We start from the raw sequence: 21,772 nt of genomic DNA on the forward strand, positions 1-21,772 counted from the left end.
TTCAGGGCGTGATTCTACCTACTTTTGCCTCACATTAACCGAGCAAAGCACGGCCATGATGTCGCAAATGCTCTTCGATGAAGCTGGCGATAAAGAAGTAGCTGTGATCGTAGCCAGGCTGCAGGCGCAGTTCGAGCGGATGGTTGGCCGCTTTCGCAGCTTGCTGCAAGGCTTCGGGCTTGAGCTGCACCGCGAGGAAGTCGTCGCGATCCCCCTGATCCACCAGCAACGGCAGCTTTTCCGAGGCTTCGCCGAGCAACACGCAGGCATCCCATTCGCGCCATTTGGAACGTTCTTCGCCGAGGTAGCGGGAGAAGGCTTTCTGGCCCCACGGGCAATCCATCGGGTTGTTGATCGGCGAAAACGCCGACACCGACAGGTAACGCCCAGGGTTGCGCAAAGCACACACCAGCGCACCGTGGCCGCCCATGGAGTGGCCGCTGATACCGCGTTTATCCGAAGCCGGGAAATGCGCTTCGACCAAAGCCGGCAACTCCTGCACCACGTAGTCATGCATCCGATAGTGCTTGGCCCAGGGTTCATGGGTAGCGTTCAGGTAAAAGCCCGCACCGAGGCCGAAATCCCACGCGTTATCCGGATCACCCGGCACACCAGGGCCGCGTGGACTGGTGTCCGGCGCGACGATGATCAGCCCCAGCTCGGCGGCCATGCGCTGGGCGCCGGCCTTCTGCATGAAGTTCTCATCGGTGCAGGTCAAGCCGGACAGCCAGTACAGCACAGGCAACTTGCCGCCCTGCTCCGCTTGCGGCGGCAGGTAGACGGCGAAGGTCATGTCGCAACCGAGCACATCGGAATGATGCTTGTAGCGTTTATGCCAGCCGCCGAAGCTCTTCTGGCACGACAGGTTTTCCAGACTCATGGCCGACCTCAGAAGTGGATGACGGTGCGGATGCTCTTGCCTTCATGCATCAGGTCAAACGCTTTGTTGATGTCTTCCAGACCCATGGTGTGGGTGATGAAGGTGTCCAACGGGATCTCGCCGGTCTGGGCCATTTCCACGTAGCTTGGCAACTCGGTCCGACCGCGCACGCCGCCGAATGCCGAACCGCGCCAGACGCGACCGGTCACCAACTGGAATGGACGGGTGGAAATTTCCTGGCCGGCGCCGGCAACACCAATGATCACCGACTCGCCCCAGCCTTTGTGGCAGCACTCAAGGGCGGCGCGCATCAGTTGCACGTTGCCGATGCATTCGAAGGAAAAGTCCACACCGCCGTCGGTCAAATCGACAATCACGTCCTGAATCGGGCGGTCGTAGTCTTTCGGGTTGATGCAGTCGGTAGCCCCCAGTTGCTTGGCGATCTCGAACTTGGCCGGGTTGATGTCGATGGCGATGATGCGCCCGGCCTTGGCCTTGACCGCACCGATCACCGCCGACAGGCCGATACCGCCGAGGCCGAAGATGGCCACGGTATCGCCCGGCTTGACCTTGGCGGTGTTGATGACCGCGCCGATGCCGGTGGTGACGCCGCAACCCAGCAGGCAGACTTTCTCCAGCGGGGCTTCTTTGGGAATCTTGGCCACGGAAATTTCCGGCAGCACGGTGTACTCGGAGAAGGTCGAGGTGCCCATGTAGTGGAAAATCGGCTGGCCTTTGTAGGAGAAGCGCGTGGTGCCGTCAGGCATCAGGCCCTTGCCCTGGGTCGAGCGGATGGCTTGGCACAGGTTGGTCTTGCCCGACAGGCAGAATTTGCACTTGCCGCATTCCGGGGTGTACAGCGGGATCACGTGGTCGCCAACCGCCACCGACGTCACGCCCTCGCCAATCGCTTCAACCACCGCACCGCCTTCGTGGCCGAGGATCGACGGGAAGATGCCTTCCGGATCGGCACCGGACAGGGTGTACGCGTCGGTGTGGCAAACGCCGGACGCAACTACGCGCAACAGCACTTCACCCGCCTTGGGCATGGCGACATCCACTTCAACGATCTCAAGAGGCTTCTTGGCTTCGAAGGCTACGGCGGCGCGGGACTTGATCATCCGGGTTTCTCCATCGGGTTAAAAACTAAGGCACAGAGTGTAAAACATGGCTGACTGATGAATAATCCAGCCAAAAGCAAAACTTTATTGCTGTACAGGGATAATCATCATGTTGGAAAACCGCTGGGAAGGCATTGATGAATTCGTCGCGGTGGCCGAATGCAGCCAATTCACCGCGGCAGCCGAGCGCCTGGGCGTGTCCTCATCCCACATCAGCCGGCAGGTGGCACGCCTGGAAGAACGCTTGCAGACGCGCTTGCTCTATCGCAGTACGCGCAAGGTCACGCTGACCGAGGCCGGCCAGACCTTTCTGCAACATTGCCAACGTTTGCAGGACGGGCGCGAAGAAGCCCTGCGCGCGGTCGGCGACCTCACCAGCGAACCCAAGGGCATGTTGCGCATGACCTGCGCCGTGGCGTACGGCGAGCGATTCATCGTGCCGCTGGTGACGCGGTTCATGGCGTTGTACCCGCAGTTGCGCGTGGATATTGAGCTGAGCAACCGTCAACTGGACTTGGTGCACGAAGGCCTCGACCTCGCGATTCGCCTCGGGCGCCTGCAGGATTCGCGCATGGTCGCCAGCCGCCTGGCACCGCGACGCATGTACCTGTGCGCATCACCGTCCTACCTGGCGCGGTATGGTCGGCCACATAGTTTGTCGGAATTGACTCGGCACAACTGCCTGATTGGTAGCTCGGACATTTGGCAACTGGCCCAGGATGGGCGGGAATTTTCCCAACGTGTACAGGGAAACTGGCGTTGTAACAGTGGGCAGGCGGTGCTGGATGCAGCGTTGCAAGGCGTCGGGTTGTGCCAGTTGCCGGATTATTACGTGCTGGAACATTTGCACAGCGGTGCGTTGGTGTCGTTGCTGGAGGCGCATCAGCCGCCAAATACAGCGGTGTGGGCGTTGTATCCGCAGCAGCGGCATTTGTCGCCGAAGGTGCGCAAGTTAGTGGATTTCTTGAAGGCGGGGTTGGCTGAAAGGCCGGAGTACAGCAGCTGATTGTGGGGGTGTTTGTAATGGCCTCTTCGCGAGCAAGCCCGCTCCCACACTTGACTGCATTCACAAATCAAAATGTGGGAGCGGGCTTGCTCGCAAAGGGGTCGATGCGGTCTATCTGACTACCTACGGTTAGCCCACCGCAACCGCAACCACTCCAGATCTTCGGGCCGGGTCACCTTGATATTGTCCGAGCGCCCTTCAATCAAGCGCGGCGCCTGGCCGGACCATTCCATCGCCGAGGCTTCGTCAGTGATGACAGCATCCGCCACCAAGCTGTCGGCCAACGCACGATGCAAGGCCCCCAGGCGGAACATCTGCGGCGTATACGCCTGCCAGATCAGGCTACGGTCGACGGTCTCGACCACACGCCCGTGTTTGTCGACACGCTTGAGCGTATCGCGGGCCGGCACGGCCAGCAGGCCGCCGACCGGGTCATCCGCCAGTTCGCTTAATAACTTGTCGAGATCATCACGACTCAGGTTCGGCCGCGCAGCATCGTGCACCAGCACCCAATCGTCATCGCTGGCGCCGAGGGCATTCAGATGCAGCAGCGCATTGAGCACCGAGCCCGAACGCTCCGAACCACCGTCCGCACGCTGAATGCGCGGGTCGGCAGCACAAGCCAGGCTGGGCCAATAAGGATCATCGACAGCAAGACTGACCACCAACCCGTTGAGGCAAGGATGGTCGAGAAAACAGCCAAGGCTGTGTTCGAGAATTGTGCGCCCGCCCAGCTGCAAATATTGCTTGGGACGGTCCGCAGCCATACGAGCACCAACGCCCGCGGCAGGAATCACGGCCCAGAAGGCCGGCAAACCATTACTCATTGGGCCAACTGGTAGAGGGTTTCGCCCTCCTTGACCATACCCAACTCATGGCGAGCCCGTTCTTCAACGGTCTCCGTACCTTTTTTCAGCTCAAGCACTTCGGCGTCGAGGACGCGGTTTCGCTCCAGCAGGCGTTCGTTTTCGGCGTGCTGGTCGGCAATTTGCTGGGTCAGATCCTTTACCTGCGCAAAGCTGCCATTACCCACCCATAGGCGGTACTGCAGGCCAGCCAGCAACAGGAGCAAGATGAGGAACAACCAATTGGGACTGCGCATCGAAATCCGGGTATCCAGTGAAAAAAGACAGCCATGTAAAACTTTTGCAGCAACTGATAGCACGAAGCCTGGAAGAACCAGGCTTGTGCTCGGTAGCCATGAGATTAGCGTCGAAATTCACTTCATCGTGAAATTTGCGACGCTATCAGACGACTTTTACCATTTAACCATCAGCCGCGAAACTCGCCGCGACCGTTGTACTTGGCCTTGCCTGCCAGTTGCTCTTCGATACGCAGCAATTGGTTGTACTTGGAAACGCGGTCCGAACGGCACAGGGAGCCGGTCTTGATCTGGCCAGCCGAAGTGCCCACGGCCAGGTCGGCAATGGTCGAATCTTCGGTTTCGCCGGAGCGGTGCGAGATCACGGCGGTGTAGCCCGCAGCCTTGGCCATCTGGATGGCTTCCAGGGTTTCGGTCAGGGTGCCGATCTGGTTGAACTTGATCAGGATCGAGTTGGCGATCTTTTTATCGATGCCTTCTTTCAGGATCTTGGTGTTGGTCACGAACAGGTCGTCGCCCACCAGTTGGATCTTCTCGCCGATCTTGTCGGTGAGGATTTTCCAACCGTCCCAGTCGGACTCGTCCAGGCCGTCTTCGATCGAGATGATCGGGTAGCGCTGGGTCAGGCCCTTCAGGTATTCAGCGAAACCTTCGGAGTTGAACACCTGGCCTTCGCCGGACAGGTTGTACTTGCCATCTTCGTAGAACTCGCTGGCCGCGCAGTCCAGGGCCAGGGTCACGTCGGTGCCCAGCTTGTAGCCAGCGTTGGCCACGGCTTCGGAGATCACTTTGAGTGCATCTTCGTTGGACGCCAGGTTCGGTGCGAAACCACCTTCGTCACCCACCGCAGTGCTCAGGCCACGGGCCTTCAGCACAGCCTTGAGGTGGTGGAAAATCTCGGTGCCCATGCGCAGGCCTTCGGAGAAGGACTTGGCGCCAACCGGCTGCACCATGAATTCCTGGATGTCGACGTTGTTATCAGCGTGCTCGCCACCGTTGATGATGTTCATCATCGGTACTGGCATCGAGTAGACACCCGGGGTGCCGTTCAGGTTGGCAATGTGCGCGTACAACGGCAGGTCCTGGTCCTGTGCAGCGGCCTTGGCGGCAGCCAGGGACACGGCGAGGATGGCGTTGGCGCCCAGGCTGCCTTTGTTTTCGGTGCCGTCGAGCTTGATCATCGCGTGGTCCAGGGCTTTCTGGTCCAGCGGGTCCTTGCCCAGCAACAGGTCACGGATCGGGCCGTTGATGTTGGCAACAGCTTTCAGTACACCCTTGCCCAGGTAACGGCTCTTGTCGCCATCACGCAGTTCCAGCGCTTCGCGCGAACCGGTAGAAGCACCGGACGGCGCGCAGGCGCTGCCGATGATGCCGTTATCGAGAAGCACGTCGGCTTCGACGGTGGGGTTGCCACGGGAGTCGAGAACTTCACGACCTTTGATGTCGACGATTTTTGCCATTGTTGTAAACACTCCAAAGTTGACGAAAACGACGCAGCTGAAGGAAAACTTTTGACCGACCGCAAGGGTGGAACAACGGGGCAGGCTTGCAGGCGACAAGGCTCAGGCCCGGGGGCCTGAGCTTTTAGCGTGGGATACTTTACCGGAGAAACGCGGCTTACGCGGTCTCTACCGTCGGAAAACTCTTGACCAGTTCGTCCAACTGCTTGAGCTGGGCCAGGAACGGCTCCAGCTTGTCCAGGCGCAGGGCGCATGGGCCGTCGCATTTGGCGTTGTCCGGGTCCGGGTGGGCTTCCAGGAACAGGCCAGCCAGGGACTGGCTGATGCCGGCCTTGGCCAGGTCCAGCACCTGGGCACGGCGCCCACCGGCGGAATCGGCACGACCACCGGGCATTTGCAGCGCGTGGGTCACGTCGAAGAACACCGGGTATTCGAACTGTTTCATGATGCCGAAACCGAGCATGTCCACCACGAGGTTGTTGTAGCCGAAGCTCGAACCGCGCTCGCAGAGGATCAACTGGTCGTTACCCGCTTCCACGCACTTGTTCAGGATGTGTTTCATCTCCTGGGGCGCGAGGAACTGGGCTTTCTTGATATTGATCACAGCGCCGGTCTTGGCCATCGCCACGACCAGGTCGGTCTGGCGCGACAGGAAGGCCGGCAACTGGATGATGTCGCACACCTCGGCGACCACGGCAGCCTGTTCAGGCTCGTGGACGTCGGTGATGATCGGCACGCCGAAGGCTTGCTTGATGTCCTGGAAGATCCGCATGCCTTCTTCAAGGCCCGGGCCGCGATAGGACGTCACGGACGAACGGTTGGCCTTGTCGAAGCTGGCCTTGAATACGTAAGGGATACCGAGTTTCTCGGTGACCTTCACGTACTCTTCACAGACCTGCATCGCCATGTCGCGGCTTTCCAGCACGTTCATGCCGCCAAACAGCACCATGGGCTTGTCGTTGGCAATCTCGATGTCGCCGACGCGAATGATCTTCTGGGCCATCAGGGTTACGCCTTCTTCTGGTGTTGCGTCAGTGCCGCCTTGACGAAACCGCTGAACAACGGGTGACCGTCGCGCGGCGTCGAGGTGAACTCCGGGTGGAACTGGCAAGCGACGAACCATGGGTGATCCGGTGCTTCAACCACTTCAACCAGTGCGCCATCACCGGAGCGACCGGAGATTTTCAGGCCGGCTTCTTTGATTTGCGGCAGCAGGTTGTTGTTCACTTCGTAGCGGTGACGGTGACGCTCGACGATCACGTCCTTGCCGTAGCAATCGTGAACCAGCGAGCCCGCTTCCAACAGGCAGTCTTGCGCGCCAAGGCGCATGGTGCCGCCCAGGTCGGAGGCTTCGGTACGGGTTTCGACCGCGCCGGTGGCATCTTCCCACTCGGTGATCAGGCCCACGACCGGGTGGCCGCTCTTGCTGTCGAACTCGGTGGAGTTGGCGTCTTTCCAACCCAGCACGTTACGGGCGAACTCGATAACGGCCACTTGCATGCCCAGGCAAATCCCCAGGTACGGCACCTTGTTCTCACGAGCGTACTGCACGGCAGTGATCTTGCCTTCCACGCCACGCAGGCCGAAGCCGCCTGGAACGAGTATCGCGTCCACACCTTCGAGCAAGGCGGTGCCTTGGTTCTCGATGTCTTCGGAATCGATATAGCGCAGGTTGACCTTGGTACGGTTGCTGATGCCCGCGTGGCTCATCGCTTCGATCAGCGACTTGTAGGCGTCCAGCAGTTCCATGTACTTGCCGACCATGGCGATGGTGACTTCGTGCTCGGGGTTGAGCTTGGCGTCAACCACGGCTTCCCACTCGGACAGGTCCGCGCCGTTGCATTGCAGGCCGAAACGCTCGACCACAAAATCATCCAGGCCTTGCGAATGCAGGATGCCCGGGATCTTGTAGATGGTGTCGGCGTCTTCCAGCGCGATCACCGCACGTTCTTCAACGTTGGTGAATTGCGCGATCTTGCGACGCGAGGAAATGTCGATCGGGTGATCGGAGCGGCACACCAGCACGTCCGGCTGCAGGCCGATGGAACGCAGTTCCTTGACCGAGTGCTGGGTAGGCTTGGTTTTGGTTTCGCCAGCGGTGGCGATGTACGGCACCAGTGTCAGGTGCATCAACATCGCGCGCTTGGCGCCGACTTCGAAACGCAACTGGCGGATGGCTTCGAGGAACGGTTGGGATTCGATGTCACCCACGGTGCCACCGATCTCGACCATCGCCACGTCGGCATCGCCTGCACCCTTGATGATGCGGCGCTTGATTTCGTCGGTGATGTGCGGGATCACCTGGATGGTTGCACCCAGGTAGTCACCACGGCGCTCTTTGCGCAGCACGTGCTCGTAGACACGGCCGGTGGTGAAGTTGTTGTTCTGGGTCATGGTCGTGCGGATGAACCGCTCGTAGTGGCCCAGGTCCAGGTCGGTCTCGGCGCCGTCGTGGGTGACGAACACTTCACCGTGCTGGAACGGGCTCATGGTGCCCGGGTCAACGTTGATGTACGGGTCCAGCTTGAGCATGGTGACCTTAAGTCCCCGCGCCTCCAGGATGGCCGCCAATGAAGCCGATGCGATGCCTTTCCCCAATGAAGAAACAACACCGCCCGTGACGAATATGTAGCGCGTCATGAAAAACCCTAGAAGTCTGCGTTAAAGCGGTCCGAGCCGCCGGGGAAAGCGAAGAGAGGCCGAAGCCCCCGATCACCTGCATTAATCACAGTGCACCTTTCAAAAAAACCGCCGCGTTGTGACAGACCAGCAATGAAACACCGGTACGTTGATCGCTACACATTTTTTGGAATCGCCCAGCAAAGACTGCTTGGTAATCGGCAACTGCTGCGATTCAGGCGAATCCACAGAAGTTGTATCAAGAAGGGAGCGTAGTCTACCGGAAAGGCGCTATCAGCTCAAACCTTGATCGCAGTTCTGTGGCATCCAATGTAATTGCCAGTCGCTGGCCGAGTTGGGCCATAGCCCGGCGAGGGTTGGGATACCCAGCAATTGCTCACCCCGATACAGCAGCGGCAATCTGCCACGGACAAAGCCCGGCAAGCCGCATTCATTCAGCAGGCGCTTCACGTCACGCCGGCCACGGCCCGGCACTTCGATAACTTCGCCGCCCTGGCGATAGCGGATCACCAGTGGGCCGTCAGGGGCCGTGCCGATCAGTCTCAGGCGACCATTGCCGGGTAACTCTAGTGGGATTTGTGGATCGGGCCAGCTCACCGATGCGTCGGAAAATTCCGACCAAGCGGTAGGCAGCCACCAGATGCGCTCGCCACAACGGTGCAACTCGCCATCGGCAAGGTGCCACAGGGGCTGCGCGTCGCCCTTGGCGTCCCGCAGGGAATGCCAGCTGGCCCAATGGTCACTGTCGGGTAACCGAGTCAGCGGCGTCAGCCAATGACGCAGGGTGTTGCGTTGGCGGGCATCGGAAAGTTCGCGCAACGGCGCAAGGGCCAATGACAGCAATGGCAACCAGGGAAAGGCTGAGGGCTGGTCAGCGGCACGCAGGTCCAGTTGCGCCAATTCGTCGAGCAACCCTTGCGCCTCCCCCAGGTGCTCGGCGGCGCGCGCCAGGCTGGAGACCGCTTGCGGCCAACGCTCCGTGAGTACCGGGAACACTCGGTGGCGCAGGTAGTTGCGCGAGAACCGCGGGTCGGTGTTGGACGGATCTTCAATCCACGTGAGTTGATGTTCGCTGGCATAGGCTTGCAACTCAGCCCGCGATACCTCCAGCAACGGTCGCACCAGATGACCGCCCGCCAAGGGGCGCTGCGCAGGCATTGCCGACAATCCCCGCACGCCTGCCCCGCGCAACAGGCGAAACAGCAGGGTTTCGGCCTGATCATCACGATGCTGGCCAGTGAGCAACACCTCCCCTGCCCCGGTCACCTCGGCAAACACCTGGTAGCGCGCATCACGGGCGGCACGCTCAAGGCTGGCGCCGGGCCGGACTTGCACGCGCATGACGCGCAGGGGCACGCCCAGAGCGTCACACATCGACTGACAATGCGCTGGCCAGGCGTCGGCGACAGCTTGCAGGCCGTGGTGGACATGGATGGCGCTGAGGGGAGGAAGATGCTCAGTGTTAGCGAGCAGGTGCAGCAGGACAGTGGAGTCGAGCCCGCCGGAGAAAGCGATATGCCAGGCCGGGGCGTTGCGCCAGGCAGAGAGGGCGTGAAGGAGCTTTGCGGACAAGGAGGATTTCATGAAAAACACCGCCACTGATCTGGCATACGATAACCCAGCATACACAAAGCAAATGTGGGAGCGGGCTTGCTCACGAATGCAGAGTGTCAGTCACTGAAAAGGTTGACTGATCCACCGCTTTCGCGAGCAAGCCCGCTCCCACATTTTAGGGCTATGTCGAATTACAGACCGTAGCTCATCAAGCGCTCGTAACGACGGGCCAGCAGCGCTTCGTTATCCAGCTTCTTGAGCATCGCCAGTTGCGAGCCCAATTCTGCGCGGATGGTCGCAGCCGCGGCAGCCGGGTCACGGTGGGCGCCGCCCAGTGGCTCGGCGATCACTTTGTCCACGATCCCCAGGCCCTTGAGACGATCGGCAGTGATGCCCATGGCTTCGGCAGCGTCCGGCGCCTTTTCTGCGGTTTTCCACAGGATCGAGGCGCAACCTTCCGGCGAGATCACCGCGTAGGTCGAATATTGCAGCATGTTCAGCTGATCGCAGACACCGATGGCCAGTGCACCGCCGGAACCACCTTCACCAATCACGGTGGCGATGATCGGGGTCTTCAGGCGGGACATGACGCGCAGGTTCCAGGCAATCGCTTCGCTCTGGTTGCGCTCTTCAGCGTCGATACCCGGGTACGCACCCGGAGTGTCGATGAAGGTCAGGATCGGCATCTTGAAGCGCTCAGCCATTTCCATCAGGCGGCACGCCTTGCGGTAGCCTTCCGGGCGCGGCATGCCGAAGTTGCGACGTACTTTCTCGCGCACTTCACGGCCTTTCTGGTGACCGATCACCATCACTGGCTGGTCGTCCAGGCGAGCGATACCGCCCACGATGGCCGCGTCGTCGGAGAAGTGGCGGTCGCCATGCAGCTCGTCGAACTCGGTGAAGATGTGGTCAATGTAGTCCAGGGTGTATGGACGGCGCGGGTGGCGGGCCAGGCGCGCGATCTGCCAGCTGGTCAGCTTGCCGAAGATGTCTTCGGTCAGCGTCTTGCTCTTGTCTTGCAGGCGCGAGATTTCATCGCCGATATTCAGCGAATTGTCATTGCCGACCAGGCGCAGCTCTTCGATCTTGGCTTGCAGGTCAGCGATCGGCTGTTCGAAATCAAGAAAATTCGGGTTCATAAGCGTCCGTCTTGGGTCGACGGCCAGGGAGTGCCTGGCCAGCCGGTTGTCTATTCGCGCCCTACCTTAAGGGAGAGGCGCGTTTAGGTCGAGATTAAATATTTAGTCGAGATCAGACATATCTGACCGTCAACGGTATTGGAGGAAGACGTTGTCACGGCCGAACTGGTCACGCAAAGCTTGAATCAAGCCATCCGCAGGATCAATTCGCCAGGTCTCGCCGAACTGCAACATCGCCTTGGCATCGCTGCCGGTGTACTCCATTGTCACCGGGCACGCGCCACGATGGCGTTTGAGCAATTCGCCCAACAGGCGTAGCTGATCGCCCTTGAGCGCCTCGGTCTTGACCCTCAGGCGCAGGCTTTCGGCAAGATTGGTGCGCGCATCTTCCATGCTCATCACCCGCTTGATCCGCAGGCGCAGGCCGCCGGAAAAGTCGTCATTGCTGACCTCCCCCTCCACGACGACCATGGCATCGGTCTGCAACAACGACTGGGCCGAGTGGAAGGCATCGGCAAACAGCGACGCTTCGATCCGCCCCGAGCGGTCATCGAGGGTGATAAAGCCCATCTTGTCGCCTTTCTTATTTTTCATCACCCGCAGGGCGATGATCATGCCGGCGACGGTCTGGGTGTCTCGCGCCGGCTTCAGGTCGATGATGCGTTGACGGGCGAAACGACGGATTTCGCCCTCGTATTCGTCAATCGGATGACCAGTGAGGTAAAGGCCCAGGGTGTCTTTTTCACCCTTGAGACGTTCCTTGAGGGTCAACTCCTTGGCCTTGCGGTGGTTAGCGTACACATCCGCATCTTCTTCGACGAACAAACCGCCAAACAAGTCGGCGTGGCCGCTGTCGTGGGTGCGGGCGGTCTGTTCGGCGGCCTTGATCGCCTCTTCCATGGCGGCGAGCAACACCGCGCGGTTACGGTCGATATTGGCTTGGTAAGCTTTCGGTTCATCGTGGAAATACGGGCCGAGACGGTCGAGTGCACCGCTGCGGATCAGGCCATCAAGGGTACGTTTGTTGATGCGCTTGAGGTCGACCCGCGCGCAGAAGTCGAACAGGTCCTTGAACGGCCCGCCCTGACGCGCTTCGACAATCGCTTCCACCGGGCCTTCGCCCACACCTTTGATCGCGCCCAGGCCGTAAATGATGCGGCCTTCGTCGTTCACCGTGAACTTGAACTCCGAGGCGTTCACATCCGGCGCGTCGAGGCGCAGCTTCATGGTGCGCACTTCCTCGATCAAGGTCACGACCTTGTCGGTGTTGTGCATATCCGCCGAGAGTACCGCCGCCATGAATGGCGCCGGGTAGTGGGCCTTCAGCCAAGCGGTCTGGTACGACACCAGGCCGTAGGCGGCGGAGTGGGATTTGTTGAAACCGTAGCCGGCGAACTTTTCCACCAGGTCGAAGATGTTACCTGCAAGGTCGGCGTCGATATTGTTGGTCGCGCAACCTTCAATGAAGCCGCCGCGCTGCTTGGCCATCTCCTCGGGTTTTTTCTTACCCATGGCCCGACGCAGCATGTCCGCACCGCCAAGGGTGTAACCGGCCATGACCTGGGCGATCTGCATCACCTGTTCCTGATACAGGATGATGCCGTAGGTCGGTGCCAGTACGGGCTTGAGGCCTTCGTACTGATAGTCCGAGTGCGGGTAAGCCAGCTCGGCACGTCCGTGCTTACGGTTGATGAAGTCATCCACCATGCCCGATTGCAGCGGGCCCGGACGGAACAGCGCCACCAGTGCGATCAAGTCTTCCAGGCAGTCGGGCTTGAGCTTTTTGATCAGCTCTTTCATGCCGCGCGACTCAAGCTGGAACACCGCCGTGGTCTCGGCTTTTTGCAGCAACTGGTACGTTGGTTTGTCGTCCAGCGGGATGAAGGCAATATCCAGTGGCGCTTCGTTGACCTTGGCGCGGTCACGGTTGATGGTCTTGAGCGCCCAGTCGATGATCGTCAGGGTCCGCAGGCCGAGGAAGTCGAACTTCACCAGGCCGGCCGCCTCCACGTCGTCCTTGTCGAACTGGGTTACCAGGCCGTCACCGGCCTCGTCGCAATAGATCGGCGAAAAGTCGGTGAGCTTGGTAGGCGCAATTACCACACCACCGGCGTGTTTACCGACGTTACGCACCACACCTTCGAGCTTGCGCGCCATGTCCCAGATTTCGGCGGCCTCTTCATCGACCTTGATGAAGTCGCGCAGGATTTCTTCCTGCTCGTAAGCCTTTTCCAGGGTCATGCCGACTTCGAACGGAATCATCTTCGACAGACGATCCGCCAGGCCGTAGGACTTGCCCTGCACCCGCGCCACGTCGCGGATTACAGCCTTGGCAGCCATGGAGCCGAACGTGATGATCTGACTTACCGCATTGCGGCCATATTTCTCGGCCACGTATTCGATTACGCGGTCGCGGCCGTCCATGCAGAAGTCGACGTCGAAGTCGGGCATGGAAACCCGTTCCGGGTTGAGGAATCGCTCGAACAGCAGGTCATATTCCAGCGGGTCGAGGTCGGTGATCTTCTGTACATAGGCCACCAACGAACCGGCACCCGACCCCCGGCCGGGCCCAACGGGTACGCCATTGCTTTTGGCCCACTGGATAAAGTCCATCACGATCAGGAAGTAACCGGGGAACCCCATCTGGATGATGATATCCAGCTCGAAATTCAACCGATCCACGTAGACCTGGCGCTTGGCCTCGTAGTCCTCGGTGGTGTCCTTGGGCAGCAGAACGCTCAACCGCTCTTCCAGACCGTCGAACGAGACTTTGCGGAAATATTCGTCGATGGTCATGCCATCGGGAATCGGGAAGTTGGGCAAAAAGTGCTTGCCCAGCTTCACTTCGATATTGCAGCGCTTGGCGATCTCCACCGAGTTTTCCAGCGCTTCCGGCAGGTCGCTGAACAGCTCGGCCATCTCGTCGGCGCTTTTGAGGTATTGCTCCTCGCTGTAGTTCTTCGAGCGACGCGGGTCATCCAGGGCCCGGCCTTCGCCGATGCACACGCGGGTTTCGTGGGCCTCGAAATCTTCCTTCTTGATAAAGCGCACATCGTTGGTCGCCACCAACGGCGCGCCCAGCTTGTCGGCCAGGGCGACGGCGGCGTGCAGATGCTCTTCGTCGTTGGGGCGGTTGGTGCGTTGCACTTCCAGGTAGAAACGGTCGGGGAAGACCTGCATCCACTCGCGGGCCAGTACTTCGGCTTCCTGGGGGTTGCCGCCGAGCAGCGCGAGACCGATCTCACCCTCTTTGGCGGCCGACAGCATGATCAGGCCTTCACTGGCCTCGGCGACCCATTCGCGCTCGATAATGATCGAGCCATTGCGCTGGCCGTCGATGAAACCGCGGGAAATCAGTTCAGTGAGGTTGCGATAACCGACGCCGTTCATCGCCAGCAGGCTGATGCGGCTCAGGGCGTTGTCCGGATCTTTGTTGGACAACCACAGGTCGGCACCACAGATCGGCTTGATGCCGGCGCCCATGGCATTTTTGTAGAACTTGACCAGGGAACACATGTTGTTCTGATCGGTCACCGCCACCGCAGGCATGTTCATGCCCACCAGGGTTTTGACCAGCGGTTTGATCCGTACCAGGCCGTCGACCAGGGAGTATTCAGTGTGCAGGCGCAGGTGAACGAATGAAGCCGGCATAGTGATCTCTTATACGTGGAAACAACAAGGCCCGGATTGTACCGGGCCTTGGCAAAAACATCAGCCTCGCGACTACACCTCTGCGAGACGCTCCCGTGCCTCGTAAGCCAGGCGCACCGGGGCGAACGAGCGACGATGGATCGGCGTTGGACCCAGGCGGGCCAAGGCTTCCAGATGAACGGGCGTCGGGTAGCCTTTGTGACCACCGATGCCGTAGCCGGGGTAGGTCAATTCGAAAGCAGCCATTTCACGGTCACGGCTGACCTTGGCCAGGATCGACGCCGCGGCAATCGCCGGCACTTTGCTATCACCCTTGACCACGGCTTCAGAGGGCATCGCCAGTTTGGGGCAGCGGTTGCCGTCGATCATCGCCATTTTTGGCGTGATGTGCAGGCCTTCGACCGCGCGCTGCATGGCGAGCATGGTGGCGTGGAGAATGTTCAGCTCGTCGATTTCCTCGACTTCGGCACGGGCAATGTGCCAGCTCAAGGCTTTTTCACAGATCTCGTCGAAGAGCTTTTCGCGGCGGGCTTCGGTGAGTTTTTTCGAGTCGTTGAGACCGAGGATCGGACGGTTCGGATCAAGGATCACCGCCGCCGTGACTACCGCGCCGCACAGCGGCCCGCGACCGACTTCGTCGACACCGGCCACCAGTTCGTGGGCTTCGGCAACCAGGCTGAAGTCCAGGCCCATTTGCGTGGTCATAGGGTTTCCTGTTTTTTACCGATCAAGGTCAGCACGGCGTCCGCCGCCTGGTTGGACGCATCACGGCGCAGGGTGCGGTGAATCTCATCAAAACCGCGGGTCTGCTCTTCGCCGCCATCGATCAAGGGGAGTACGGTTTGCGCCAGGGCTTCGGGCGTTGCGTCGTCCTGCAACAACTCCGGCACCAACAGGCGTTGAGCCAGCAGGTTCGGCAAGGAGATGTAGGGGCTTTTGACCATGCGCTTGAGAATCCAGAACGTCAGCGGCGCCAAGCGGTAGGCCACGACCATTGGGCGCTTGTACAGCAGCGCTTCCAGGGTCGCGGTGCCCGAGGCGATCAGTACCGCATCACAGGCCGCCAGGGCCAGGTGCGATTGGCCGTCGAGCAAGGTCAGCGGCAGGTTGCGCCCTTCAAGCAAGGTTTCGATCTGGGCCCGTCGTTGCGGGCTGGCGCACGGCAGCACGAAGCGTACGCCTGGCTTCAAGGCCAGCAGGCGTTCGGCCGCATCAAAAAACAACGCCCCCAGGCGCCCGACTTCGCCGCCACGGCTGCCCGGCATCAGCGCGACCAACGGCCCGTCAGCCAAACCCAGTTCGGTACGGGCTGCTGCGCGGTCGGCGTGCAGCGGAATGGTGTCGGCCAGGGTATGCCCGACAAACCGCACCGGCACGCCCTTCTCCTCGTAGAAACGGGCCTCGAACGGCAGCAGGGTCAGCATCAGGTCGCAGCCTTCCCGGATCTTCAACACGCGCTTCTGTCGCCACGCCCACACGGACGGGCTGACGTAGTGCACCGTCTTGATCCCGGCCTGACGCAATTTGAGTTCGATGTTGAGGGTGAAGTCCGGCGCATCGATTCCGATAAAGACGTCGGGTTTTTCTTCGATGAGGGTCTGAATCAGCAGTTTGCGCCGAGCCAGAAGCTCACGCAGACGCCCCAGCACTTCCACCAACCCCATGACCGACAAGCGCTCCATGGGGAAATAGGAAGTGAGGCCTTCGGCCTGCATCAGCGGACCACCCACACCGATAAACTCAACCGCAGGATGCTGGGCCTTGAGGGCTCGCATCAGGCCTGCGCCCAAGATGTCGCCGGAAGCTTCTCCGGCCACCAACGCAATACGCAGATTGGCCATGATCAGCGCGTGATGCCGCGGGTCGACGCCTGGATCGAGTCACGGAATACCGCGACTTCCGGGAACAACGCTGACGGCTCGGCCAGTTCGGTCAAGGCTTGGTCAACGGTGAGCCCCTGGCGGTAGACCACCTTGTAGGCGCGACGCAGGGCGTGGATCGCCTCTTCGCTGAAACCACGACGGCGCATGCCCTCGAAGTTCATGCTGCGGGCTTCGGCCGGGTTGCCGAACACGGTGACGAACGCCGGAACGTCCTTGCCGATGGCGGTCCCCATGCCGGAAAAGCTGTGGGCGCCGATGTGACAATACTGATGCACCAGGGTGAAACCGGACAGGATCGCCCAATCATCAACGTGCACGTGGCCTGCCAACGCGGTGTTGTTGACCAGGATGCAGTGGTTGCCGATCACGCTGTCATGGCCGATATGGGCATAGGCCATGATCAGGTTGTGATCACCCAGCGTGGTCTCGGCACGATCCTGAACGGTGCCACGGTGAATGGTCACACCTTCACGAATGATGTTGTGGTCACCGATTACCAGGCGCGTTTCTTCACCCTTGTACTTCATGTCCGGGGTGTCTTCGCCTACCGAGGAAAACTGGTAGATGCGATTGTGTTTGCCAATGCGGGTCGGTCCCTTGAGGATCACGTGCGGCCCGATGACAGTCCCCTCGCCGATTTCAACACCTGCGCCGATGATCGACCAAGGGCCGACCTCAACGTCGGCGGCCAGAACGGCCGACGGATCGATGATTGCGCGAGGGTCAATCAAACTCATAGTTTGCGTTCCGCGCAGATGATCTCGGCGGAGCACACCGGCTTGCCATCTACCGACGCCTGGCATTCAAACTTCCAGATCTGGCGCTTGCAGCTGATGAACTTGGCTTCCAGGATCAACTGGTCACCCGGGGTGACCGGATTGCGGAAACGCAATTTGTCGGAACCGACAAAATAGTAAAGCGTGCCGTCGGCAGGCTTGAGGTCGAGCATTTTGAAACCAAGGATACCGGCAGCCTGGGCCATCGCTTCAATGATCAATACGCCCGGCATGATTGGATGCGCAGGAAAGTGACCGTTGAAGAACGGTTCGTTGATGCTGACATTCTTGTAGGCACGAATGCGCTTTTCCTCAACATTGAGGTCCACTACGCGGTCCACCAGCAGGAACGGGTAACGGTGAGGCAGGTATTCGCGAATCTCGTTGATGTCCATCATTTCGGGGGGAAGCCTGTAATAAAGATTGGGGGCGGGCGGACTAAAAGCACGCCCCGCTAGCAAATCAAGGAGGCAAGTCTAGCGGCTGTGCACACTTGATATGGAAATGGTATCAGCCTTCTGATGAAACATTACCGCCAGGGGTCACGTCACCAACACGCTTTTCCAGCTGTTTGAGGCGTCGCGCCATGTCGTCCAGATGCCTCAAGCGTGCTGCACTCTTGCGCCATTCAGCTGCGGGCTGCATGGCCGTACCGGAGGAATAGGCGCCTGGCTCGGTAATCGAGTGGGTCACCATGGTCATCCCGGTAATGAAGACGTTGTCGCAAATATCGATATGGCCCACCAGCCCAACGCCACCGGCGAGCATGCAATGCTTGCCGATCTTGGTGCTGCCGGAGATACCGACACATGCCGCCATGGCGGTGTGATCACCGATCTGCACGTTGTGGGCGATCTGGATCTGGTTGTCGAGCTTCACGCCATTGCCGATCACGGTATCGGCCAAGGCCCCGCGATCGACAGCAGTGTTCACACCGATTTCCACATCGTCGCCGATCAATACACCGCCGACCTGGGCAATCTTGTGCCAGACACCTTTGGAGTTGGCAAAACCGAAGCCTTCGCCACCGATCACGGCACCCGACTGAATGACTACGCGCTCACCAATACGCACATCGTGGTACAGGGTCACGCGCGGGGCCAGCCAGCCACCGGCGCCGATTACGCAGCGCGCGCCGATAAAGCAATGGGCTCCGACCGTGACACCGGCAGCAATGCGCGCACCACTCTCGACCACCGCAAAGGCGCCAATGCTGGCCGCAGGGTCAACCTGGGCATCATCCGCAATTACCGCCGACGGATGAACACCGCCCGCCGCCTTGGGTTTTGGATCGAACAGGTGCGAAGCCTTGGCGTAGGCCAGGTACGGATCAGCCACCACCAGCGCGTCCCCGGCAAACCCTTCGGCATCAGCGGCTTTGAGCAACACGGCGGCGGCTCTGCTGTCGACCAGGTATTTACGGTATTGGGGATTTGCGAGGAAGCTCAACTGAGCTGGGCCAGCCTCCTGCAAGGTGGCTAGCCCAGTGATTTCTTTCTCCGGGGAGCCGCGCAAGGCGGCTCCCAGGAACTCGGCCAACTCGCCGAGCTTGATAGTCGCGGTCATGGCTTACTTCAGCTGGTTCATGCGCTCGATCACCTGGCGGGTGATGTCGTATTGAGGCTTGACGTCGATCACGGCGCCGCGTTCGAACACCAGGTCAAAGGCACCTTTCTTGATGACTTCTTCCACGGCGCTGTCGAGTTTCGGCTTCAACTGCTTGAGCATTTCACGGTCGGCAACGGCCTTGGCTTCGTTCAGCTCCTTGGATTGGAACTGGTAGTCACGGGCCTTTTGCTTGAATTCAAGCTCCAAACGCTCGCGCTCGCCTTGCTGCATCTTGTCGCCACCAGCCACCAGACGATCCTGGATGCCCTTGGCACTGCTTTCCAGGGTCTTGAGCTTGGTCAGTTGCGGACCGAATTTCTTCTCGGCATCCACGGCGTACTTCTTGGCCGCATCGGATTCCAGCAGAGCCATCTGATAGTTCAGGACGGCGATTTTCATTTCGGCGAAGGCCGGGGTGGTTACCAGCACGGTGGCCAGCAGAACCAATTGAGTCAACTTACGCACGATGTACTCCTACAGAATCCGTTGTCGTTATCTTGGGTCAGACGCTTAGAACGTCTGGCCGAGGGAGAATTGGAAAATCTGGGTTTCAGCGTTATCCGGTTTCTTGATCGGCATGGCCAGAGCAAAGCTCAATGGGCCAAGCGCAGTCACCCAAGTCACACCCACACCAACGGAGCTCGCCAGGTTGCTCAGGCTCACGTCGTTGCACTGGGTCTGAGATTTCACGCCGCTTGGGTTGGTGATCTGCTCACACTTGGAATCGAATACGTTACCCACGTCCCAGAATACCGAAGTACGCAACGAACGCTGGTCCTTGACGAACGGCAGCGGGAACAGAATCTCCGCACCACCCTGAATCAACACGTTACCACCGAACGGCAGAGGCTTGTTGTCGGAGTCGACCACAGTGCCCTGGTTACCGGTTACACCAACACCACGGCTCGGCGTACCACGCGGGCCCAGGGTGCTGTCCTTGAAACCACGTACGGAGTTGAAGCCACCCGCATAGTAGTTCTCGTAGAACGGCAGGCCATTGGTCGAACCATAACCGTCACCGTAGCCCAACTCAGTGTGCAGGCGCATGGTGTAGTTGTCGCTCAACGGCTGGAACAGCTGGCCGCGGTAGTCGAGTTTGAAGAACGACAGGTCGCTGCCCGGCGTGGTGGTTTCCAGGGTCAGGCTCTGGGAATGGCCACGGGTTGCCAGTACACCTTTGTTCAGGGTCGACTCGGACCAGCCGGCAGACGCCTTGAAGTTCAGGAACTTGTCGCCTTCACGACGGGTGAAGTCGAAGATTTCGTCCACGGTGTAGACACCGGTCTTGATCTCATCCTGTTGCGCGGTCAGGCCGAAGGTAAGACGCGAGGTCTCACTGATCGGGTAACCGATGTTCACGCCAGCACCCAGGCTGTCGATCGCATAGCTTGCAACGTCGACGTCGAGGTCTTTGTAGTCGGTGGTACGGTAGAAGGCGTTGTAGCCCAGGCTCACACCGTCAGCAGTCCAGTAGGGGTCGACATAACCGAAGTTATAGCGGCTCTGGTATTCGCTGCGGGTCAGGCCGATGGAGACCTTGTTACCGGTACCTAGGAAGTTGTTCTGGGTAATCGAACCACCAAGGATCAGACCGGCACTCTGTGCAAAGCCGACACTCGCGGTGATCGAACCCGAGGCTTGTTCTTCTACGGCGTAGTTCACGTCAACCTGGTCATCCACACCTGGCACGGCCGGGGTTTCGACGTTGACCTCTTTAAAGAAGCCCAGGCGCTCAAGACGGGTCTTGGACTGGTCGATCAGGTATGTCGACGCCCAGCCACCTTCCATCTGACGCATTTCACGACGCAGCACTTCGTCCGCAGACTTGGTGTTGCCACGGAAGTTGATACGGTTCACGTAGGCACGCTTGCCCGGGTCGACGACAAAGGTGATGTCCACGGTGTGGTCATCATCATGTGGGGTCGGCACGCCGTTGACGTTGGCGAAGGTATAGCCTTCGTTGCCCAGGCGACGGGTGATCAGCTCGGAGGTCGTGGTCATCAGTTTGCGCGAGAACACCTGGTCCTTCTGCACCAGCAGCAAGGCCTTGACCTGATCTTCGGGAACTTTCAGATCACCGCTCAGCTTGACATCACGAACCTTGTACTTCTCGCCTTCATTGACGTTGACGGTGATGTAGACGTGTTTCTTGTCCGGGGTGATGGACACCTGGGTGGAGGCAATATCCATGTTGATATAGCCACGGTCCAGGTAGTAGGAACGCAGGCGCTCCAGGTCACCGGAGAGTTTTTCGCGGGCGTACTTGTCATCGTTCTTGAAGAACGACAGCCAGTTGGTGGTCTTCAGTTCGAACAGGTCGATCAGGTCTTCATCGGCGAACTTGGTGTTGCCCACCACGTTGATGTGCTGAATGGCCGCCACGGTGCCTTCGTTGATGTTGACCTTGAGGCCGACACGGTTACGAGGCTGCGGGATCACTTCGGTTTCCACGGACGCGGAGTAGCGGCCCTGGGCAACGTACTGGCGTTGCAGTTCGTTACGCACACCTTCAAGGGTGGCACGCTGGAAGATCTCGCCCTCGGCCAGGCCGGATTGCTTGAGGCCTTTCATCAGGTCTTCAGTGGAGATCGCCTTGTTGCCCTCGATCTCGATACTGGCGACGGAAGGTCGCTCGACCACGGTGATAACGAGGACGTTGCCTTCGCGACCCAGTTGGATATCTTGAAAGAAGCCGGTTTTGAACAGCGCACGAGTGGATTCCACCAGGCGACGGTCATCAGCCTGTTCCCCGACGTTCAACGGCAACGCACCAAAGACGCTACCTGCGGATACCCGCTGGAGGCCGTTGACGCGAATATCGGAGATGGTGAAGGACTCGGCGTGAACTTCGGCGATCATCAATACGGTGAGAACCGCAGTTAGCAGCAGACGTTTCATGAAGTCCTTTCTTATTCCAACTGGCAATAAACAAACTGCCGCAAAATGCGGCAG

Annotated in this window: 18 protein-coding genes; 1 reads left to right on the plus strand and 17 read right to left on the minus strand. The window is 59.7% G+C overall.

The genetic code is table 11. The features are described from left to right. Nucleotides 1-34 precede the first annotated feature (34 nt). Complete coding sequence (gene fghA / locus LIY36_RS12710) at nucleotides 35-880, minus strand: S-formylglutathione hydrolase (protein WP_226455862.1); 846 nt, start codon at nucleotides 878-880, stop codon at nucleotides 35-37. An 8-nt stretch (nucleotides 881-888) separates the two neighbouring features. Further along, the gene (locus LIY36_RS12715; RefSeq protein WP_017137160.1) at nucleotides 889-2,001 is read right to left on the minus strand and encodes an S-(hydroxymethyl)glutathione dehydrogenase/class III alcohol dehydrogenase; all 1,113 of its coding nucleotides are present in this window, start codon (nucleotides 1,999-2,001) and stop codon (nucleotides 889-891) included. A 109-nt stretch (nucleotides 2,002-2,110) separates the two neighbouring features. Between LIY36_RS12715 and LIY36_RS12720 the strand changes: the two genes are divergently transcribed. Beyond that, nucleotides 2,111-3,007: a LysR substrate-binding domain-containing protein gene (locus LIY36_RS12720; protein WP_226455863.1), complete on the plus strand. Its 897-nt coding sequence runs from the start codon at nucleotides 2,111-2,113 to the stop codon at nucleotides 3,005-3,007. 119 nt (nucleotides 3,008-3,126) lie between these two features. Here the strand turns inward: LIY36_RS12720 and ispD are convergent, their stop codons facing one another. The 15 genes from ispD to bamA all read right to left on the minus strand — a co-directional run bounded on the left by ispD (nucleotide 3,127) and on the right by bamA (nucleotide 21,718). Then, complete coding sequence (gene ispD / locus LIY36_RS12725) at nucleotides 3,127-3,834, minus strand: 2-C-methyl-D-erythritol 4-phosphate cytidylyltransferase (RefSeq protein WP_226455864.1); 708 nt, start codon at nucleotides 3,832-3,834, stop codon at nucleotides 3,127-3,129. Continuing rightward, nucleotides 3,831-4,109 carry a cell division protein FtsB gene (gene ftsB / locus LIY36_RS12730; protein ID WP_192299339.1) on the minus strand — a complete coding sequence of 93 codons (279 nt, stop codon included), beginning with the start codon at nucleotides 4,107-4,109 and terminating at the stop codon, nucleotides 3,831-3,833. The genes ispD and ftsB overlap by 4 nt, the downstream gene beginning before the upstream one ends. Before the next feature lie 170 nt (nucleotides 4,110-4,279). After that, nucleotides 4,280-5,569, minus strand: a complete 1,290-nt coding sequence (gene eno / locus LIY36_RS12735) for a phosphopyruvate hydratase (RefSeq protein WP_003189193.1) — start codon at nucleotides 5,567-5,569, stop codon at nucleotides 4,280-4,282. A gap of 157 nt (nucleotides 5,570-5,726) precedes the next feature. Continuing rightward, complete coding sequence (gene kdsA / locus LIY36_RS12740) at nucleotides 5,727-6,572, minus strand: 3-deoxy-8-phosphooctulonate synthase (protein ID WP_010212442.1); 846 nt, start codon at nucleotides 6,570-6,572, stop codon at nucleotides 5,727-5,729. Nucleotides 6,573-6,577: 5 nt separating this feature from the next. Continuing rightward, complete coding sequence (locus tag LIY36_RS12745) at nucleotides 6,578-8,209, minus strand: CTP synthase (RefSeq protein ID WP_226455865.1); 1,632 nt, start codon at nucleotides 8,207-8,209, stop codon at nucleotides 6,578-6,580. Between the two features lie 273 nt (nucleotides 8,210-8,482). Then, a complete protein-coding gene (gene tilS, locus LIY36_RS12750) occupies nucleotides 8,483-9,793 on the minus strand; it encodes a tRNA lysidine(34) synthetase TilS (RefSeq protein WP_226455866.1) in 1,311 nt (436 codons plus the stop codon). A gap of 161 nt (nucleotides 9,794-9,954) precedes the next feature. After that, the gene (locus LIY36_RS12755) at nucleotides 9,955-10,902 is read right to left on the minus strand and encodes an acetyl-CoA carboxylase carboxyltransferase subunit alpha (protein WP_192299342.1); all 948 of its coding nucleotides are present in this window, start codon (nucleotides 10,900-10,902) and stop codon (nucleotides 9,955-9,957) included. Between the two features lie 129 nt (nucleotides 10,903-11,031). Next, a complete protein-coding gene (gene dnaE / locus LIY36_RS12760) occupies nucleotides 11,032-14,553 on the minus strand; it encodes a DNA polymerase III subunit alpha (RefSeq protein ID WP_226455867.1) in 3,522 nt (1,173 codons plus the stop codon). 72 nt (nucleotides 14,554-14,625) lie between these two features. Then, a complete protein-coding gene (gene rnhB / locus LIY36_RS12765; RefSeq protein ID WP_226455868.1) occupies nucleotides 14,626-15,258 on the minus strand; it encodes a ribonuclease HII in 633 nt (210 codons plus the stop codon). After that, on the minus strand, nucleotides 15,255-16,394 hold the full coding sequence (gene lpxB, locus LIY36_RS12770; protein ID WP_226455869.1) for a lipid-A-disaccharide synthase: 1,140 nt from the start codon (nucleotides 16,392-16,394) through the stop codon (nucleotides 15,255-15,257). The genes rnhB and lpxB overlap by 4 nt, the downstream gene beginning before the upstream one ends. A 2-nt stretch (nucleotides 16,395-16,396) precedes the next feature. Further along, nucleotides 16,397-17,173, minus strand: a complete 777-nt coding sequence (lpxA, locus tag LIY36_RS12775) for an acyl-ACP--UDP-N-acetylglucosamine O-acyltransferase (protein ID WP_192299346.1) — start codon at nucleotides 17,171-17,173, stop codon at nucleotides 16,397-16,399. Further along, nucleotides 17,170-17,610, minus strand: coding sequence for a 3-hydroxyacyl-ACP dehydratase FabZ (gene fabZ / locus LIY36_RS12780; RefSeq protein WP_003172281.1), 441 nt, complete (start codon nucleotides 17,608-17,610; stop codon nucleotides 17,170-17,172). The genes lpxA and fabZ overlap by 4 nt, the downstream gene beginning before the upstream one ends. Nucleotides 17,611-17,722: 112 nt before the next feature. Beyond that, entirely contained in the window at nucleotides 17,723-18,778 is a 1,056-nt protein-coding gene (gene lpxD / locus LIY36_RS12785) for a UDP-3-O-(3-hydroxymyristoyl)glucosamine N-acyltransferase (RefSeq protein ID WP_226455870.1), read from the minus strand. A gap of 3 nt (nucleotides 18,779-18,781) precedes the next feature. Further along, nucleotides 18,782-19,285: an OmpH family outer membrane protein gene (locus LIY36_RS12790; RefSeq protein WP_003172279.1), complete on the minus strand. Its 504-nt coding sequence runs from the start codon at nucleotides 19,283-19,285 to the stop codon at nucleotides 18,782-18,784. Nucleotides 19,286-19,330: 45 nt separating this feature from the next. After that, nucleotides 19,331-21,718 carry an outer membrane protein assembly factor BamA gene (gene bamA / locus LIY36_RS12795; RefSeq protein WP_226455871.1) on the minus strand — a complete coding sequence of 796 codons (2,388 nt, stop codon included), beginning with the start codon at nucleotides 21,716-21,718 and terminating at the stop codon, nucleotides 19,331-19,333. Between the last annotated feature and the right edge of the window lie 54 nt (nucleotides 21,719-21,772).

Source organism: Pseudomonas sp. AF03-9 (assembly GCF_020515815.1).
Lineage (GTDB): Bacteria > Pseudomonadota > Gammaproteobacteria > Pseudomonadales > Pseudomonadaceae > Aquipseudomonas.